Origin of the sequence: Actinobacillus porcinus, assembly GCF_901764995.1 — a bacterium.
Classification (GTDB): domain Bacteria; phylum Pseudomonadota; class Gammaproteobacteria; order Enterobacterales; family Pasteurellaceae; genus Exercitatus; species Exercitatus porcinus.
This window is the reverse complement of the sequence record NZ_CABFKI010000007.1, coordinates 35,645-54,428: the sequence shown is the minus strand read 5'-3', so window position 1 is coordinate 54,428 and position 18,784 is coordinate 35,645. Positions and strand designations below refer to the sequence as shown.

Annotated in this window: 21 protein-coding genes; 12 read left to right on the top strand and 9 right to left on the bottom strand. The window is 41.3% G+C overall.

The annotated features are described in order from the left end of the window. Positions 1–55: 55 nt before the first annotated feature. The 3 genes from infC to rplT all read left to right on the top strand — a co-directional run bounded on the left by infC (position 56) and on the right by rplT (position 1,453). The gene (infC, locus tag E7T07_RS06445; RefSeq protein ID WP_135710072.1) at positions 56–598 is read left to right on the top strand and encodes a translation initiation factor IF-3; all 543 of its coding nucleotides are present in this window, start codon (positions 56–58) and stop codon (positions 596–598) included. Between the two features lie 241 nt (positions 599–839). Beyond that, complete coding sequence (rpmI, locus tag E7T07_RS06440) at positions 840–1,037, top strand: 50S ribosomal protein L35 (RefSeq protein WP_005596065.1); 198 nt, start codon at positions 840–842, stop codon at positions 1,035–1,037. Positions 1,038–1,099: 62 nt separating this feature from the next. Further along, entirely contained in the window at positions 1,100–1,453 is a 354-nt protein-coding gene (gene rplT, locus E7T07_RS06435) for a 50S ribosomal protein L20 (protein ID WP_005596075.1), read from the top strand. 213 nt (positions 1,454–1,666) lie between these two features. Here rplT and dxs read toward each other — a convergent pair whose 3' ends face one another. The 5 genes from dxs to moeA form a co-directional block, all read right to left on the bottom strand. Then, the gene (gene dxs, locus E7T07_RS06430; protein WP_135710071.1) at positions 1,667–3,523 is read right to left on the bottom strand and encodes a 1-deoxy-D-xylulose-5-phosphate synthase; all 1,857 of its coding nucleotides are present in this window, start codon (positions 3,521–3,523) and stop codon (positions 1,667–1,669) included. 84 nt (positions 3,524–3,607) lie between these two features. After that, positions 3,608–4,504 (bottom strand): (2E,6E)-farnesyl diphosphate synthase, encoded by an 897-nt coding sequence (ispA, locus tag E7T07_RS06425; protein WP_135710070.1) that lies wholly within the window; start codon positions 4,502–4,504, stop codon positions 3,608–3,610. A 1-nt stretch (position 4,505) separates the two neighbouring features. Next, complete coding sequence (gene xseB, locus E7T07_RS06420; RefSeq protein WP_135710069.1) at positions 4,506–4,742, bottom strand: exodeoxyribonuclease VII small subunit; 237 nt, start codon at positions 4,740–4,742, stop codon at positions 4,506–4,508. Positions 4,743–4,784: 42 nt separating this feature from the next. Continuing rightward, on the bottom strand, positions 4,785–5,510 hold the full coding sequence (gene moeB, locus E7T07_RS06415) for a molybdopterin-synthase adenylyltransferase MoeB (protein WP_135710068.1): 726 nt from the start codon (positions 5,508–5,510) through the stop codon (positions 4,785–4,787). A gap of 3 nt (positions 5,511–5,513) precedes the next feature. Next, on the bottom strand, positions 5,514–6,725 hold the full coding sequence (gene moeA, locus E7T07_RS06410; RefSeq protein ID WP_135710067.1) for a molybdopterin molybdotransferase MoeA: 1,212 nt from the start codon (positions 6,723–6,725) through the stop codon (positions 5,514–5,516). Positions 6,726–6,907: 182 nt separating this feature from the next. Between moeA and xthA the strand changes: the two genes are divergently transcribed. Both xthA and E7T07_RS06400 read left to right on the top strand, forming a co-directional pair. Continuing rightward, on the top strand, positions 6,908–7,708 hold the full coding sequence (gene xthA / locus E7T07_RS06405; RefSeq protein WP_135710066.1) for an exodeoxyribonuclease III: 801 nt from the start codon (positions 6,908–6,910) through the stop codon (positions 7,706–7,708). A 9-nt stretch (positions 7,709–7,717) separates the two neighbouring features. Next, a complete protein-coding gene (locus E7T07_RS06400; RefSeq protein ID WP_135710065.1) occupies positions 7,718–8,491 on the top strand; it encodes a TIGR01619 family protein in 774 nt (257 codons plus the stop codon). A gap of 73 nt (positions 8,492–8,564) precedes the next feature. Here E7T07_RS06400 and E7T07_RS06395 read toward each other — a convergent pair whose 3' ends face one another. From E7T07_RS06395 to asnS, 3 genes are all read right to left on the bottom strand, one after another. Continuing rightward, on the bottom strand, positions 8,565–8,798 hold the full coding sequence (locus tag E7T07_RS06395) for a hypothetical protein (protein WP_135710064.1): 234 nt from the start codon (positions 8,796–8,798) through the stop codon (positions 8,565–8,567). A gap of 251 nt (positions 8,799–9,049) precedes the next feature. Beyond that, positions 9,050–9,574 (bottom strand): hypothetical protein, encoded by a 525-nt coding sequence (locus tag E7T07_RS06390; RefSeq protein ID WP_135710063.1) that lies wholly within the window; start codon positions 9,572–9,574, stop codon positions 9,050–9,052. Positions 9,575–9,643: 69 nt separating this feature from the next. Next, complete coding sequence (gene asnS, locus E7T07_RS06385; RefSeq protein ID WP_135710062.1) at positions 9,644–11,047, bottom strand: asparagine--tRNA ligase; 1,404 nt, start codon at positions 11,045–11,047, stop codon at positions 9,644–9,646. Between the two features lie 176 nt (positions 11,048–11,223). Between asnS and folE the strand changes: the two genes are divergently transcribed. Then, positions 11,224–11,877: a GTP cyclohydrolase I FolE gene (gene folE, locus E7T07_RS06380; protein WP_135710061.1), complete on the top strand. Its 654-nt coding sequence runs from the start codon at positions 11,224–11,226 to the stop codon at positions 11,875–11,877. Positions 11,878–11,922: 45 nt separating this feature from the next. On the opposite strand, the gene sixA is transcribed toward folE, so the two are convergent. Further along, a complete protein-coding gene (gene sixA, locus E7T07_RS06375) occupies positions 11,923–12,420 on the bottom strand; it encodes a phosphohistidine phosphatase SixA (RefSeq protein WP_135710060.1) in 498 nt (165 codons plus the stop codon). Between the two features lie 137 nt (positions 12,421–12,557). Here sixA and prfA point away from each other — a divergent pair, with 137 nt between their 5' ends. From prfA to E7T07_RS06345, 6 genes are all read left to right on the top strand, one after another. Continuing rightward, positions 12,558–13,640, top strand: coding sequence for a peptide chain release factor 1 (prfA, locus tag E7T07_RS06370; protein ID WP_135710059.1), 1,083 nt, complete (start codon positions 12,558–12,560; stop codon positions 13,638–13,640). Between the two features lie 96 nt (positions 13,641–13,736). Further along, entirely contained in the window at positions 13,737–14,597 is an 861-nt protein-coding gene (gene prmC, locus E7T07_RS06365; RefSeq protein WP_135710058.1) for a peptide chain release factor N(5)-glutamine methyltransferase, read from the top strand. Continuing rightward, positions 14,597–15,406, top strand: a complete 810-nt coding sequence (locus tag E7T07_RS06360) for a SirB1 family protein (RefSeq protein ID WP_135710057.1) — start codon at positions 14,597–14,599, stop codon at positions 15,404–15,406. Before prmC ends, E7T07_RS06360 begins: the two co-directional genes overlap by 1 nt. A gap of 37 nt (positions 15,407–15,443) precedes the next feature. Further along, positions 15,444–16,298: a 3-deoxy-8-phosphooctulonate synthase gene (gene kdsA / locus E7T07_RS06355; RefSeq protein WP_135710056.1), complete on the top strand. Its 855-nt coding sequence runs from the start codon at positions 15,444–15,446 to the stop codon at positions 16,296–16,298. 81 nt (positions 16,299–16,379) lie between these two features. Then, entirely contained in the window at positions 16,380–17,321 is a 942-nt protein-coding gene (locus E7T07_RS06350) for a 2-hydroxyacid dehydrogenase (RefSeq protein ID WP_135710055.1), read from the top strand. Next, positions 17,321–18,526, top strand: a complete 1,206-nt coding sequence (locus E7T07_RS06345) for a lipoprotein-releasing ABC transporter permease subunit (RefSeq protein WP_135710054.1) — start codon at positions 17,321–17,323, stop codon at positions 18,524–18,526. The genes E7T07_RS06350 and E7T07_RS06345 overlap by 1 nt, the downstream gene beginning before the upstream one ends. The last annotated feature ends 258 nt before the right edge of the window (positions 18,527–18,784 follow it).

The following is an 18,784-nucleotide window of genomic DNA, read 5'->3' as shown; positions in this document are numbered from 1 at the left end:
TTTAATACTTTGTTGGCAATTACAGTGAGTTAAATTTACTAGAAGGAATAACACTATTAAACCTGTAAAACGTGTTCAATCAAATCGCGCACATCGTCTTAATGATGAAATTCGCGGTATTAAAGAAGTTCGCTTAACGGATGAAAACGGCGAACAAGTCGGTATTGTTTCATTGCAAGATGCCCTTGCAAGAGCGGAAGAAGCAGATTTGGATTTGGTGGAAATTAGTCCAAATGCGGAACCGCCGGTTTGTCGTATTATGAATTACGGTAAATTCATTTACGAAAAAGAAAAAGCCGCTAAAGAACAAAAGAAAAAGCAAAAAGTTGTACAAGTGAAGGAAATTAAATTCCGCCCGGGTACAGACGAAGGCGATTACCAAGTTAAACTTCGTAGCATTATGCGTTTCTTAGAAGACGGCGACAAAGTGAAAATTACCGTACGTTTCCGCGGTCGCGAAATGGCTCACCAAGAAATTGGTTTTGACGTATTAGAGCGCGTTAAGCAAGATACTTCAGAAGTTGCTGCCGTAGAATCCGCACCGGGTAAATTAGAAGGTCGCCAAGCGGTTATGGTGATTGCGCCGAAGAAAAAATAATATTTTCTTGCATAAAACGGACGGATTCTGTAAAATTCGTCCGTTTTTCATGCTTGAAAAACAAAGCAATCCACAGGCATACTCAGCAGCCTGATTTGCTTTTGGCTTTTAATTAAGCCATATCGCGCAAGCGATTTTAGAGATAAGCAGTGCTTTCCAAGTAAAAGTGCGGTTAGAAATAAACGTGTTTTTCGCCTGATTATCGTTGTATTAACAAAAACAATGCGGAGTTTATAAAACAATGCCTAAAATTAAAACAGTACGTGGTGCTGCTAAACGTTTCAAAAAAACAGCGTCTGGCGGTTTCAAACGTAAACAATCTCACTTACGTCATATTTTGACTAAGAAAACTACTAAACGTAAACGTCATCTACGTCATAAATCAATGGTTGCGAAAGCAGACCAAGTTTTAGTTGTAGCTTGCTTACCATACGCATAAGCCGTTAAGCAAACGTACGTCAAGTAAATTTTAGTTATTAATATACATTAGGAGATTAAATAATGGCTCGTGTAAAACGTGGTGTTATTGCAAGAGCACGCCATAAGAAGGTTCTTAAGGCTGCTAAAGGTTATTATGGTGCGCGTTCACGTGTTTATCGCGTTGCGTTCCAAGCAGTGATTAAAGCTGGTCAATATGCTTACCGTGACCGCCGTCAACGTAAACGTCAATTCCGTCAATTATGGATTGCTCGTATCAACGCGGCAGCGCGTCAAAACGGTTTATCTTACAGCAAATTCATCAATGGCTTGAAAAAAGCATCTGTTGAAATCGACCGTAAGATTCTTGCTGACATCGCTGTATTCGACAAAGTGGCTTTCGCTGCTTTAGTTGAAAAAGCAAAATCTGCGCTTTAATTTAAAGCATAGAATTAGGACACCTTAGGGTGTCCTTTTTTATGTCTGTAAGATTGGGAATCCGTTGATGTAAACGGCATAAAAAAACCGCTATCAAAGGGATAGCGGCGAATAAAAAATGTAAGATTTTATAAAAAAGACGACTGATATTTCTCAATAGCAGTGCACTAGCGATTACTCAGACTAGTGAATAGCAAAATGGTTCAACATATTTTATAAATTTTTCAAAAAATGCTGAATTTTTTCTTCAATACCTTTTGCATCTAAACCTAAGTCCGCCATAATTTCTTGTTGTGTGCCTTGCGGGATAAAGAAATCAGGTAAACCAAGTTGTAAAAGTGCGGTATTTTTTTGATGTGCATTTAACACCTCAGCCACCGCGGAGCCTGCACCGCCTTGAATGGCATTTTCTTCCAAGGTAACGATAAGCGTATGGCTTTGTGCCATCTCGATAATTCGTGCTTCATCAATGGGTTTGACAAAACGCATATCCACGACCGTGGCATTGATTTTTTCCGCGACTTCCATGGCTTGTGGTAACAAGGTGCCAAAGTTTAAAATAGCAATCGTTTCACCCTGACGAACCGGTTTTGATTTTCCTAATTCGAGCATTTGTAGTGGTGCTAATTCAACCCCAACCGCATTACCGCGCGGATAACGCACTGCAGCAGGTTTGCCGCATTGATAACCTGTATAGAGCATTTGGCGACATTCATTCTCATCACTTGGGGTCATAATCACTAAATTTGGAATACAACGCATAAATGACACATCAAATGCCCCTTGGTGCGTTTGTCCATCAGCACCCACTACGCCAGCGCGGTCAATAGCAAATAACACCGGTAAATTTTGAATCGCTACATCGTGAATAACTTGATCGTAAGCGCGTTGTAGGAAGCTGGAATAAATCGCCACAATCGGTTTATAGCCGCCAATTGCCAAGCCTGCCGCAAAGGTTACGGCGTGTTGTTCCGCAATGGCAACATCAAAATATTGGTTTGGAAAACGTTGTGAAAATTCCACCATTCCCGACCCTTCACACATGGCGGGTGTAATGCCCACTAAGCGCGGATCATTTTCCGCCATTTCGCATAACCAGTTACCAAAAATTTGAGAATAAGTGGGTTTCGCGTTTCCTTTCGGCAAGGTGCCACTTGCGGGATCAAATTTAGGCACACCGTGGAAACCGATGGGATCATTTTCTGCCGGGGCATAGCCTTTGCCTTTTTTAGTGCGAATATGTAAGAACTGCGGGCCTTTTAGCTCGCGCATATTTTGTAATGTTGCCACTAATTCTTCGATATTATGCCCGTCAATCGGTCCAATATAATTAAAACCCAATTCTTCAAATAAGGTACTTTCAGGGGAGAACATCACGCCTTTCATATGTTCTTCTGTTTTTTTCATAAAGTTTTTAACAGAAGGGACTTTATCCAATAATTTTTTGCTGCTATCGCGTACATTGGTATAAAGAGAACCTGAGAAAAGACGAGCTAAGTGGTTATTCAATGCCCCCACATTTTTAGAAATGGACATTTCGTTATCGTTTAATACCACCAACATATCCGTATGCAATGCCCCTGCGTGGTTCAATGCTTCAAAGGCCATACCTGCGGTAATGGCACCATCGCCAATTACACAAACGGTCTTCCGACCTGCATTTTCTTTTTCTGCAGCAACGGCAATGCCTAATCCGGCACTAATTGAGGTAGAAGAATGCCCAACGCTTAATACGTCAAATTCACTTTCTTCGCGCCAAGGGAAAGGGTGGATACCATTTTTCTGACGAATGGTCGCCATTTTGTCACGGCGACCGGTTAGGATTTTATGGGGGTAGGCTTGATGCCCTACGTCCCAAATGAGTTGGTCAAACGGCGTTTTATAGACGTAATGCAAGGCAACGGTTAATTCCACACAGCCTAAACCTGAGGATAAATGTCCGCTGCTTTGGCTTACTGATTCAAGCAAATAAGCACGTAATTCATCACAAATTTGAGGTAATTGCTCTTTATTAAACGCACGAAGATCGTCCGGACTATCAATTTGAGAAAGTAAAGGATATTTTGTCATTGCTTGAAATCATCAATTTGTAAATAAAAATAAACTTCGCCATTGTACTTGATTTTGTTAGGCGTTAAAAGAAAGTCGAAAATGCTAATTTTTGCGCTGAACGATAAATTCAGCTAATGCACGTAATGCCGTGGTATCTGCGTCAATTTCATCCAAAATAGCCACCGCACTTTGATACAGTTCTTGGGCTTTTTGTTTCGCGCCGTCTAAACTCAATAATTTCGGGTAAGTGCTTTTATCCAAATCTAAATCAGAGCCCACCGGTTTTCCGATTTCTGCCTGATCGCCTTCAATATCTAGAATGTCATCTTGTACTTGAAAGGCTAAACCAATGGCAGCAGAATAACGGGCGAGTTTTTGCTCTAACGCCTTGTTTTGCCACTGTGGTGAGCAAAGAAAACCCATGGTAACCGCCGCAGAGAGCAATGCGCCTGTTTTGTTACGGTGGATGCGTTCTAATTCCGCCAATGACACCTGTTTATGCTCCGCCAATAAATCTAAACTTTGCCCCAAACACATACCTTGCACACCAGAGGCTTGTGCTAATACTTGCACTAAACGAAGTTGTTGTGCCGCGGAAAGTGCGGTGGATTTAGTGAGAATTTCAAAAGCAAGAGTTTGCAATGCATCACCGGCAAGAATGGCAGTGGCGTGATCATAGGCTATATGACAAGTCGGTTGCCCACGGCGTAATTCATCATTATCCATAGCAGGTAAATCATCGTGAATAAGCGAGTAGGCGTGGATACATTCAATAGCTGCCGCGGCGTGATCTAATTGCGCTTGGGTTGCACCGAGCATTTTCCCGGTGGCATACACCAAAAAGGGACGAATACGTTTACCGCCTAACAATAGCCCATATTTCATCGCATCCGCCAAGGGGGACGGTTGACTGTCAATGGTCGAAAATTGGTTCAGCATAAAGTCATTAATATGCTGTTGAATTTGTTGTAAATCCTGTTTGAAATCGTATTGGCTCATATTATTCTTCAGCTTGATAATCGTCTAAAGGGGCGTTTTCATTTTTCTGCAACAAAATTTGAATACGTTGTTCCGCTTGCTGTAAGCGTTCTTGTCCGATTTTGGCTAATTTCACACCGGCTTCAAATTCTTTTAAGGCGTCTTCTAAGGGTAAATCGCCATTTTCTAAGCGTGAAACAATGGTTTCTAATTGCGATAAGGTGCTTTCAAAATCTAATTCTGTGGGTTTACGTGCCATAGTGATTCTCTTATAACTAAATTTTTTGTATTGTACTGGAATTTACGCAGACGGCAATTTAATTTCCCGTATTGCCATATTTAAGCCATCGATCATCAATAATCGACCACATAAATTTGTACCGATGTTTAACCGCACTTTTAGCGCTTCTAAGGCCTGAATTGAGCCGACAATGCCCACGATTGGGGAAATAACCCCTGCTTCGACACAGCTTAATACATTATCACCAAAGAGTTGGCTTAAAGTGCGATAAGTCGGGGTATTGGGTTCGTAGGTAAACACGGAAATCTGTCCTTCAAAGCGAATTGCCGCCCCTGAAATCAGCGGGATTTTCGCTTGCCGGCAACAGCGATCCAATTGGTTACGAATATCCACATTATCCGTGCAATCTAAAATGACATCAAAGTGCGGTATGATTTCCGTCAGTTTTTCTTCGCTGAGCAAACCATTAATCGTTTGAATCTCGATATGTGGATTGATCTCTTGCAACGCAATTTGTGCTGATTGCACTTTGGGCATTTCTAATCGACTGTCGTTATGCAACACCTGACGTTGTAGATTTGACAGGGATACGGTATCAAAATCCAGCAAGGTTAAATGTCCCACGCCGGCGGCAGCAAGATATTGACTTGCCGCACAGCCTAAACCGCCTAAACCCACAATGAGCATTTTGCTGTCTTTAAGTTTTTCTTGTCCGTCAAAATCTACTGCTTTCAGTATAATTTGACGGTTATAACGCAATTCTTCTTGATAACTTAACTCAGCCATAATTTATGCTAACAAATGGTTAAAGGGTTCTATGGTCACAATTTCGCCTGCGCTAACGTTGCCGCGTTCTTGTTCTAACACAATAAAACAGTTGGCTTTAACAAAGGCACTAAATAAATGGGAACCTTGGAAACCGACCGGTTCCACTTCAATTTGCCCTTGTTCATTGACACGATAAAAACCCCGTTGGAAATCTAAGCGTCCGACACCTTTTTTCATAGGGGTTTTCGCCAGCGCAGGCAGTTGAGTTGGGCATTGGTAATGGGCGCCTGATAATCGGGCAATCACCGGTTGAACTAATTGATAAAAGGTCACCAAGGCAGAAACAGGATTACCCGGCAAGCCACAGAACCACGCATTTTCTAATTTCCCAAAGGCAAAAGGTTTGCCGGGTTTAATGGCGAGTTTCCAGAAGTTCACCGAACCGACTTTTTCTAAGACGGTTTTGGTAAAGTCCGCTTCGCCCACTGAAACGCCACCGCTGGTAATGACTAAATCAGCTTGCGATTGTGCCTCTACAAAGGCTTTTTCAAACTGTTCTTGATTATCCGGTAAAATCCCAAAATCAATCACGTCACAGTGTAACTTTTCTAGCATTAATTTTACGGCAAAACGGTTGGTGTCATAAATTTGCCCTTGCTCTAACGGTTGACCAACAGGAACCAGTTCATCCCCTGTGGAAAGCACGGCGACTTTTAAACGTGGGAAAACCGCAACTTCTGCAATACCTAAAGAAGCCAGTAATGGTAATGAAACACTATTGAGTGGTGTGCCTTGCGTTAAAACCACATCACCTTTTTTCACATCTTCACCGACACGGCGAATATTTTGGTTCAATTTAGGCAATGTAGAAAAAGTCACCGTACCATCTTCATTCAGTGTAACTTCTTCTTGCATCACTACCGCATCAGCCCCTTCAGGAATCATCGCACCTGTCATAATTCTCACCGCACTTTGCGGCATCCAATCACCGTTGAAAGGATTACCAGCAAAAGATTTGCCGGCTACGGATAAGGTCATGGATTGAGCCAAATCCGCCAGACGAACGGCATAGCCGTCCATTGCCGAATTATCAAAAGAAGGCACATTAATGGGGGAAACCACATCTTCCGCGCAAATATGATTAGCGGCTTGTTGAATGGCTAAGGTTTGGTGTTGTGTTGGGCGGGGTAAAGCGGTGAGCATTTTTTCTAATGCTTGATCTAAGGTCAACATAAATTTATCCTGTTTTCAAAAAATTAGCCTGATTTTAGCATAAAAGTGCGGTGAAAATTCCAATTAAATTTGGATATTATGGGTTATATGCCTTTTGTACGCCCGACATAATGCCGTTTAAATTTCGTAAAATCCGATAAAATCAGTATAATGGCGTCAATATATTTCAACTAGGACAACCAATGAAAATTATCTCTTTTAATATTAACGGATTGCGCGCGCGTCCACATCAATTAGAACAACTTGTTGCAACCTATCAACCTGATATTTTAGGCTTACAAGAAATCAAAGTGGCGGATGAACAATTTCCTTATGAACTGGTGGAAAACTTGGGCTATCACGTGTTTCATCACGGACAAAAAGGGCATTATGGCGTGGCGTTGTTTTCGAAACAACAGCCGAAAGCGGTGCGCAAAGGGTTTCCCACGGATGCTGAAGATGCGCAACGCCGTATTATTATGGCGGATTTTGAGACACCTTTTGGTGAATTAACGGTGATTAACGGCTATTTTCCACAAGGTGAAGCGCGCAATCATGAAACCAAATTCCCCGCAAAAGAAAAATTCTACGCGGATTTACAGCGTTACTTAGAGCAAGATTTAACCGCTGAAAACGTGGTGATTATGGGGGATATGAACATCAGTCCAACGGATTTAGATATTGGCATTGGCGAAGAAAACCGTAAACGCTGGTTGCGTACAGGAAAATGTTCCTTTTTACCTGAAGAACGCGAATGGTATCAACGCTTATATGGCTTTGGATTGCAAGATACGTTCCGTAAATTAAACCCAACGGTGAATGACAAATTCTCGTGGTTTGATTATCGCTCAAAAGGCTTTGATGATAACCGTGGTTTGCGTATTGACCATATTCTTGCCAATGAAAAATTAGCGGCGCGTTGTGTGGATACCGGGATTGCGTTAGATATTCGCGCCATGGAAAAACCATCCGATCACGCGCCAATTTGGGCGACATTTGAATAAGGCTAAAAAATGGATATTGAGCAAAATTGGCAAACTTATCGTTCTACGTTAAATGATAAGGTAGCTGTGTTTTCAGCAAATCTGAGTTTGTTTGAACAGTTTCCCCATCCGCAATCGGGTTATGTGGTGCAATTTTCGTTGCCTTATGAAACGGACGATGAAACCGGTTTGCCGAATGAAGAAGAATATGAACGCTTAACGCGTCAAACCTTTAAGGCCTTAACGCAACTTTCTGCATTGCCTGATACCCTTTACGCAGGCAATATTATGTCGGCAGGAAAATCGAAATTGTATTTCTATACCAGTGATACTGCGGTATTTTTGACGGTGTTAAGTCAAATTGACGGTGTTGATGATATAGAAACCCAGCGCGATGCGGAATGGGATTTATATTTTGATTTCTTATTGCCTTCGCCATTAGAAATGAAGATCAATGCGACAGAAGAAATTCTGGAAATGTTAACCCAAAATAACCGCGCTTTGAGTGACACTTATGTGGTTGAGCATCGTTTTCATTTTGATGATAAGGATAATTTGCAAAAGTTTATTGAAAAAGTGCGGTTAAGTGATGTGCCGTTTAATCAAATTCAATATACGGACGAGCTTGTTCCTGTGAACGATGAAGAAATGATGTATATGGCAAAATTAATACAGGAAATTAAATTAGATTCGCAGGAAATATTTAAATTAGTGGAATATTTTGAACAACTGGCGAATCAACTTTCCGGCGAATATATTGGTTGGGAATGTGATGATCTTTTTTCGGATAAACAGCTGAATTAAGATAGCAGATCTTTTTTACTCTCAATGAGAAAATTAATAACCTAGCACAGCGCGTGCTAGGTTATTTTTTGTTTTAGAATTCTTTCTTCGATAAGTTTCGCGTAGGTTTGTTTGTCGATGTGTATGGCAATAACTTCAAGGTAAAATACACTGCCCACACACAAATACTGCCAATAAGCGCAATACAAACTAGCCGAAATCCCTCAATGCCTTGTTCATACAACAACACACCAAATACCACAGGCGTAATAAGAATAAGCAAACTGAGTTCTTCGAGTAAATGAAAAAACGGATTGGAATGTTTCATACTCACCACCACAGCTTTTGTTCCTGTTATGGCTATTGTGCAGAAATTAATAAGATGTTTCCGTGAGGGGGATCACAATTTAGGAAAATAGGGTGTGAAAAAGCACTTTAAACGCGCAGGATGTTCACCGAGAGCAAACCTAGCACGAGCCGTGCTAGGTTCATTAAACTCAGCCCCACAGGGGCTGTATGTAAGAGCTGTGAGTGGCTCAGATTAAGCAATCCTATACCCCTTGTATAGGGCGTAAAATATTACAAATTAATTTTCTTAAGCTGGTCGAAGAATTTTATTTGCCCATCATGTTGCACCATTAACTTATCAAACATAATGGATAGGTTTTTTACAACAGCTTGATTTCCATCTCTTTCAGCAAAAAGTTCTTTATTCTGTTTAAAGTTTGTGAGCATATTTTCGTAATAGGCAAGATAGGCATTTAACACTTTCGTATTATAGTTGCCATTTAAAATGTCTAATAAAAGGACGTCATTATTTTTAAAAACCTTGCTGTATTCCTCAAATAAATCATTAAAGGGGATTAATTTGGGATTATCCTTAAATTGCTTAGCGAGAGAATTATCGTATTCTTTTGCTGCCTGAATTTGTTCTAAGAGTTGAGTTTGCATTACGGGCTGGCTTTTAGCTTTTTCAGGTGGATAATTTTTTCCTTGAAACTTAAAGCTTTGTAGTGTCGGGGTAATTTCTGCGCCGGCAGTAGGTGTTGTCAATACCATTGCCGTCCCCAGTAAAAAAGAGAGAAGTAGTGTGTGTTTTTTCATTTTGTTTTTGCTTCGTTCAGTTAAGATAAAAAACCGCACATTAAAAGTGCGGTTAATTTATAGGTCAAATTAGAAATTCGCGTTACGTGGCGCGCGTGGGAATGGAATAACATCGCGGATATTTTGTACGCCGGTCACGTATACGATTAAACGCTCAAATCCTAAGCCGAAGCCTGAATGAGGTACGGTACCGTATTTGCGTAAATCGCGATACCACCAGTAATCTTCAGGTTTTAAGCCCATTTCTACCATGCGTTTATCTAATACATCTAAACGTTCTTCACGTTGTGAACCACCGATAATTTCACCAATTCCCGGGGCTAACACGTCCATCGCAGCAACGGTTTTACCGTCATCATTTAAACGCATGTAGAAAGCTTTAATGTCTTTCGGATAGTTTTTCACCACCACAGGCGATTTGAAATGTTCTTCCGCTAAATAACGCTCGTGTTCAGACGATAGGTCGATACCCCAAGAAACCGGGAATTCGAATTTTTTGCCTGATTTTAATAACACATCAATCGCATCCGTATAATCGATTTGTGCAAATGGTGAGTTGATGAAGTTTTCAAGACGTGTGATCACATCTTTATCTACGTGTTTAACGAAAAATTCTAAGTCGTCACGGCGTTCTGTTAATACCGCTTTGAACACATATTTCAACATATCTTCTGCCACTTTAGCGTTATCAGCTAAATCTGCGAAAGCAATTTCAGGTTCAACCATCCAGAATTCTGCTAAGTGACGAGTCGTGTTTGAGTTTTCTGCACGGAACGTTGGACCGAAGGTGTAAATTTTGCTTAAAGCACAAGCGTAGGTTTCGCCGTTAAGTTGACCTGAAACCGTTAAGAAGGATTCTTTGCCAAAGAAATCTTGTGAAAAATCCACCGCACCTTTATCTGTGCGTGGTAAATTTTCAAGATCTAGCGTTGAAACACGGAACATTTCGCCCGCACCTTCCGTATCTGACGCGGTGATTAATGGGGTAGCCACCCAGTAGAAACCTTGTTCGTGGAAGAAACGATGAATGGCTTGTGCTAAACAGTGACGAACACGCGCTACCGCACCAATTAAATTCGTGCGTGGACGAAGATGAGCTACTTCGCGTAGGTATTCGATAGAGTGGCGTTTTGCTGCCATTGGATAGGTATCCGGATCTTCTACCCAACCTGTTACTTCAACGCTTTCCGCTTGTAATTCGACTGCTTGACCTTCCCCTTGTGAAGCAACCACTTCCCCTGTCACAATAACAGAACAGCCGGTTGTTAAGCGCAATACTTCATCTTGATAATTTGTCACATTGCTATTGATTACCGCTTGAATCGGGTCAAAACAAGAACCGTCATAAACCGCTAAGAATGAGAAACCTGCTTTTGAATCGCGGCGTGTACGAACCCAACCGCGTACTGTTACTTTTTCGCCAATGGCTACTTTACCCTGTAGAACATCAACGATAGTTGCAATTTTTGCCATTTTTATCTCCGAATAAAATAGATTTGTGATGTAAAAAACGCGCTCTAGTTTACCCTAATTTAGTGAAATTACCAAAAAAAAAGACCGCGCTTTGTTTAATCTTCTTGCTGATTTTGCTAGAATGCGCCATTAATTTTGACTTGGCTCTAAGAATAAAAAGTATTAAAGGATAAAAAATGGCGATTTCAGCAGAAGCGGAAAAAGTTCGTGCTGCCTTAATTGAAAAGGGAATTGAAACCCCAATGAAAACATTGCGTATGGCGAAAGATGAACGCCGTACTGAAATTCAGCAAAAAATGCGCGAAGTGATGGAATTAATCGGTTTGGATTTAACGGACGATAGTTTGGAAGAAACCCCTACGCGCTTGGCTAAAATGTACGTGGACGAAATTTTTAGCGGTTTGGATTACGCGAACTTCCCCAAAATTACCAATATTGAAAACCGCATGAAAGTGAGCGAAATGGTATTGGTGAATGATGTAACCTTAACCAGTACCTGTGAGCATCATTTTGTGACCATTGACGGGTTGGTTTCTGTGGCGTATTACCCGAAAAAATGGGTGATTGGGTTATCAAAAATCAATCGAGTGGTGCAATTCTTTGCTCAACGTCCTCAGGTACAAGAACGTTTAACGGAACAAATTTTATTGGCATTTCAAACGATTCTTGAAACGGAAGATGTGGCGGTTTATATGAAAGCGACCCATTTCTGCGTAAAATGTCGCGGTATTAAAGACACCAATAGTTACACAGTGACATCGGCATTTGGCGGCGTGTTCTTAGATGATCGTGAAACACGTAAAGAATTTTTGAGTCTGATTAATAAATAAGAAAACATTAAGTATGGGGCAGTTGTTGCCCCATATTGTTTTTGCTTAATAAACGGATATTGCGCTTGGTAATTTGGCTTCAACTAATACGCCTTTGTCATTCATCCAATCCCAATCAATGACGGCTATTGTGGCAGGATGAAAACTCACGGTATTTTTCCCACAAAATTCTTTCACCAATTCCCCTACAAGTGGCAAATGAGACACAATGAGAATGGTCAAGTTATCGCCATTATTTTCTTCCGCTAACACATCTAAATAATTGCGAACTAATTCAGGATTGCCGTAAGGTGTGACGTTGTCCCAAGATTCGGTTAAATCGCTAAGGGTATGATTGAATTCCGCATTAATGGCTTCAAAGGTTTCCAACGCGCGCACATAAGGACTTACGATCACTTTATCAAGTGCGGTGGAATTTAACGTGTTTTTTAACCATTGCCCTTGCTCTGCCGCTTGTTCTTTGCCCAGCGGGGTTAAATGACGCTCTTTGTCCGAAGGTGCAAGCATTTCTGCTTCACCGTGACGCATAATATAAATTCGCATAAATTTTCTCCGAAAATAAAATCGTCATAATCTACTGAAGAACCCATAGAAAAGTCAATGTATTCAGGTTGAATTTATGATAGAATGTGCCGATTTTTTTACTCATTAACAAGAATTCAACACATCATAGGTTTTTAATGAAAGACAGTATTATCAGTAAATTAGACAGCCTTTCAGAACGTCACGAAGAATTACAGGCGTTATTAGGCGATGCTTCAGTGATCAACGATCAAGATAAATTCCGTGCTTATTCAAAGGAATATGCGCAGTTAGAAGAAGTGGTGAAAACGTTTAATCGTTGGAAAAAACTGAATACGGATATCGAAGAAGCGCAATTATTGCTGGATGATCCTGACATGAAGGATATGGCAGCGGAAGAAATTGCGGAAAATAAAGCGGAAATTGAAAGCCTTGAAAATCATTTGCAGATTTTATTATTACCAAAAGATCCCCACGATGAATTTAATGCTTATTTAGAAATCCGTGCGGGAACCGGTGGCGATGAAGCAGGGATTTTTGCCGGCGATTTATATCGTATGTACAGCCGCTATTGCGAGAGCAAACGCTGGCGCATTGAAGAAATGTCTGCCAACGAAAGTGAACAGGGCGGATATAAAGAGATCATTGTGAAAATTTCAGGTGAAGGGGTTTATGGTCAGCTGAAATTTGAGTCGGGCGGTCATCGTGTTCAACGCGTACCTAAAACCGAAAGCCAAGGACGTATTCATACTTCTGCTTGTACGGTGGCGGTTATGCCTGAATTGCCTGAAAGCGAAATGCCTGAAATTAACCCGGCAGATTTGCGCATTGATACCTACCGTTCTTCGGGCGCAGGTGGTCAGCACGTTAATACCACAGATTCCGCAGTGCGTATTACCCATATTCCAACGGGTATTGTGGTGGAATGTCAGGACGAACGTTCACAGCACAAAAACAAAGCGAAAGCCTTATCCGTTTTGGCTTCGCGTATTGTTCAAGTGGAACAGGAACGCCAAGCAGCAGAACAAGCGGATACGCGCCGTAACCTTTTAGGTTCAGGCGACCGCTCGGATAAAATCCGTACTTATAACTATCCGCAAGGTCGTGTGACCGATCACCGTATTAACTTAACGGTATATCGTTTGGACGAAGTAATGAACGGTAAAATTGATGAGTTGATTCAACCGATTATTACGGAATATCAAGCAGACCAGTTGGCAGCTTTGTCAGAGAATAATTAATTTTATCTGCGTAGGGACAGGCTTTATGCCTGTCCTTTTCGCTTATGTCATCCTTATTCGTCACACCAAAGCCTTTTTACAGTCGGAAACGAGAGAATGAATTATCAGCAATGGCTTCATAGCGCAGCACTATTTTTGACAGAAAATCTCCACAATGACCCCTATCTTAATGCGAAAGTCGATGTGCATTTAATCTTGCAGTCGGTAACAGGAAAATCTAAATCCCAAATTTTGGCGTTTTCTGAAACGGAATTAGATGAACAAACCTTAGAAAAACTCACCGCACTTTTGCAACGCCGTGCCACAGGCGAACCGATGGCGTATATTTTGGGTGAAACGGATTTTTGGTCATTGAATTTAGAAGTGTCTAAGGATACTTTAATTCCGCGTCCTGATACAGAAGTGTTGGTTGAGCAGGCGTTAATACGAATACCGCAAAAGGAACAAGTAGCCATTTTAGATTTAGGTACAGGCACAGGTGCTATCGCGCTTGCGTTGGCGGATGAATTGAAAAAGCGCGGTCAAAAATCGAGAGTTTTGGGTGTGGATTTAATGCCTAATGCCGTGGCATTGGCGCAACGTAATGCCTTACGAAATCAGTTGCCACAAGTGGAATTTTGTCAAAGTTCGTGGTTTGACAATGTGGCGGAAAAATTTGATTTGATTGTGAGCAATCCGCCTTATATCGATCCGCAAGATGCGCATTTAACACAAGGGGATGTGCGTTTTGAACCCTTAACGGCATTGGTATCTGACGAAGAGGGATATAAGGATTTACGCCATATTATTGAACAAGCACCGAATTATTTACATTCTTCAGGTTGGCTACTTTTAGAACACGGCTGGCAGCAAGGGGAAAAAGTGCGATCTTTTTTTGCTAATAATTTGTGGGAAATGGTTGCAACGGTAAAAGATTATGGCGACAATGAACGCGTTACTTTGGCTCGGTTAAAATGATGAAATACGATAAACTAGCACTTTATTTAGAAATGGAAAGTTTTTATCTGGTGACAGCATCAGATGAAGGGGAAGATTTACGCACCATTCGCTCAATGATGGGCGGTTTGGTTCGTAAAGCCCGTAAAGCTATCCCGGCGGATGCGGATGTGAAAGAAAAAATCCACCAGTTGTTACAATTAATGTATGGCGATTGGGGGTTTTATTGCGATCCTAATACCTATTTCCGCCCGGAAAATTTATATATGAGCTATGTGCTACGAAGTAAACAGGGAATGCCGGTGAGCCTTGGTTGTATTTTGCTCTATTTGGCGGACAAATTAGATTTACCGATTTATCCGGTTTTATTTCCAACACAGTTAATTTTACGTGCGGATGTAGATAATCAAACGGCGTTTATTGATCCGTGGAATGGTCAATATCTAAGTCAAGAAGAATTGCAGAAATTATATCAAGGCGCGTTTGGCTTTGGCGCACAATTAAGCAGGGATGATTTGGCTATTGCGGAACCTAAAGAGTTAAGGGAACGCTTTGCGCAAATGGCGAAAAGTTGTTTAATTCGGGAAGAAATGAATGACGCAGCGTTTAAATATATTGAATATCGCCTTATCTTTATTAAAGAGAAAAAAGAAAAAGCCTTAGAATTACGAGATCGTGGTTTAGTGTTAGCTCAAATGGGGGCATATCATGCGGCAGTAGAAGATTTGCAGTATTTTATTGACCAATGCCCCGATGACCCGACTGCTTATATGTTAATGTCGCAGTTACCGGAAATGGAAAAGGCATTAGAATCGGATTTGTTAAACTAATAATTAATTAGATAAATACCATAAGGAGTAAAACAAAATGACTAATAAAATCGTAAAAATTGGCGATATTGATGTAGCAAATAACAAGCCTTTTGTATTGTTTGGTGGAATGAATGTGCTTGAAAGTCGCGATATGGCAATGCAAGTGTGTGAAAAATATGTAGAAGTGACCAATAAATTGGGCGTGCCTTATGTATTTAAAGCTTCTTTCGACAAAGCAAACCGTTCATCAATTCATTCTTATCGCGGCCCGGGGATGGAAGAAGGGTTGAAAATTTTCCAAGAGTTGAAAGACACCTTTGGGGTAAAAATTATTACGGATGTGCATGAAATTTATCAATGTCAACCTGTGGCAGAGGTGGTTGATGTGATTCAGTTGCCTGCCTTTTTAGCGCGTCAAACGGATTTAGTGGAAGCCATGGCACGTACCGGGGCGGTGATTAATGTGAAGAAACCGCAATTTTTAAGCCCGGGGCAAATGGGAAATATCGTTGAGAAAATCGAAGAATGTGGTAATGATAAAGTGATTTTATGTGATCGTGGGACGAACTTTGGCTACGATAATTTAATCGTAGATATGTTGGGTTTTAGCGTGATGAAAAAAGCGTCAAAAGGTTCGCCTGTGATTTTTGATGTGACCCATTCGTTACAATGTCGTGATCCTTTTGGTGCGGCTTCAGGTGGTCGCCGTGCACAAGTCACCGAGTTGGCGCGTTCCGGCTTAGCAGTAGGCATTGCCGGCTTGTTCTTAGAAGCTCATCCTGATCCAAATAAAGCGAAATGTGACGGTCCTTCTGCCTTACCGTTATCAGTGCTTGAAGGTTTTGTGAGCCAAATGAAAGCGGTGGATGATTTAGTCAAATCATTCCCTGAATTAGATACATCAATTTAAGCGTATTCAGCACTAAATAACCTAGCATGAGTAATGCTAGGTTTATTCATCCCAATTACTAACTTCTGTAAGGAATAAACCATGAAAATCGTGTTTCTTGACAGTACAGCATTACCTTCTCATTTACCGATTCCGCGTCCTGATTTTGAACATGAATGGGTCGAATATGAAACCACTTCGGCAAATCAAGTAATGGAACGCGCTTTAGAGGCTGACATTATTATTACCAGCAAAGTGGTGTTTAGCCGCGAAGTGATGCAACAATTACCCAAGTTAAAACTCATTGCCTTAACGGCAACGGGAACGAATAACGTTGATTTAGTGGCGGCAAAAGAGTTAGGGATTGTGGTGAAAAATGTGGCGGGCTATTCTTCGGTTACTGTACCGGAACATGTATTAGGCTTAATTTTCACCTTAAAACACAGTTTACATTTATGGTATCGCGATCAACAACAAGCCAAATGGGCGGAAAGTCCACAATTCTGCTATTTTGATCATCCTATTACCGATGTACGTGGTTCAACCCTTGGGGTAATTGGCAAAGGTAGTTTAGGCTCAGAAGTGGGGCGTTTAGCCGCATTATTGGGGATGAAAGTGTTATATGCCGAACATAAAAATGCGACTGCTTGCCGTGATGGTTATACGCCCTTTTATGAGGTATTAGCGCAAGCGGATATTGTCACATTACATTGTCCATTAACCGCAGAAACTGAAAATTTAATTAATGAAGAAACCTTGTCACATTTTAAAAACGGGGCATGTTTAATTAATACAGGACGTGGTCCGTTGGTCAATGAAACCGCACTTTTAGCCGCATTAAAAAGCGGAAAATTGGCGGGGGCTGCATTGGATGTATTGGCAAAAGAACCGCCTGAAAAAGATAATCCATTAATTTTAGCAGCAAAAACCATGCCAAATCTTATTGTCACGCCCCATGTCGCTTGGGCTTCAGATAGTGCTGTCACCACCTTGGTGAACAAAGTGCGGTTAAATTTAGAAGAATTTGTGAGAACAGGGAAATAATGAATTTAGGTGTTTCTTTATTTATCGCCTTACGTTATTGGCGGGCAAAAAGCGCGGATCGCTTTGGGCGTTTAGTCACAAATCTAGCCAGTAGCGGTATTGTGCTGGGCGTTATGGCTTTGATTATTGTCCTTTCGGTTATGAACGGCTTAGAAAATCATCAAAAACAGCAGGTTTTATCCCATATTCCCCACGCTATTATTATGAAAAAAGGGGAAAATTTTACCTTAGAAGAAGCGAAAACGCCCTTATCTCCGTTGCAACAAATGACAGGGATTGACGCGGTAACGCCCATTAATATGACCAACAGCATTTTCCAAACGGCAAAGGGCGTAAGTGCAGGCATGGTCATTGGTGTACAACATTCAACAGATGATCCGCTTTTGGATTATTTGGATCAGTCGCAATTGGACAGTTTATTGCCCACAGGCGAATTTAAACTCATCATAGGCGCGCCCTTGGCAGAAAAGTTAGGGCTGAATGTGGGGGATAAAGTGCGGTTAATGTTGACCGAGAATAGCCAATACACGCCTTTTGGTCGCGTGCCGGCTCAACGTTTATTTACGATTAGCGATATTTACGTGTCTGAAAGCGAAGCCGCAGGCTATGAAACCTTTGCCAACCTTGCAGATATTGGACGTTTAATGCGCATAAAACCCGATGAAGTCCAAGGCGTGCGTTTATTCCTTAAAGATCCGTTCCAAATTACGGAATTACCGCCAATTTTTCCAGAGCAACAATGGCAAATTACCGACTGGCGCGCGCAAAAAGGGGAATTTTTCCAAGCCGTTCGTATGGAAAAAAATATGATGGGTTTATTGATTAGCCTGATTATTGTGGTGGCAGTTTCCAACATCGTGACATCCTTAAGCCTGATGGTGGTCGATAAACAAGGGGAAATCGCCATTTTACAAACCCAAGGCTTAACCAAACGCCAAGTCCGCCAGATTTTTATTTTACAAGGCTTTTTAGTCGGCGCAGTAGGAACCGTCATCGGCGCGGTTTTAGGCATTTTAATCACCTTAAACCTCGGCACAATACTGAACTTTATCAACCCAATGGGGGTATTTCTACCCACAGAAATTAACCTAATCCAAATCGCGATGATTATCGTGTTTTCTTTAGGATTAGCGTTACTTTCAACGATTTACCCGGCTTATAGAGCAAGTAAGGTTGAGCCGGCAGAAGCGTTAAGGTATGAGTAATTATTGGCGTTCGTGCCAAATTAACGAAACAGGTTTCGCCTGTTGGCGACCATACTTTTCTTTGCTTGTGCAAAGAAAAGTAGGCAAAAGACAAACGCTTGCGTTTGAATGTTGCTTTAGCAACAGCCCGAAGGGTGAGCGAAGCGAATAAAGCACACCTCGACTTCGCTGCTTTTCCTCGCTTATTTGAAATTTTTTTAACGCAAAATTCCTAAACTCGCTACGCTCAAACAGACGGAATTTTGCTAAAAATTTCAA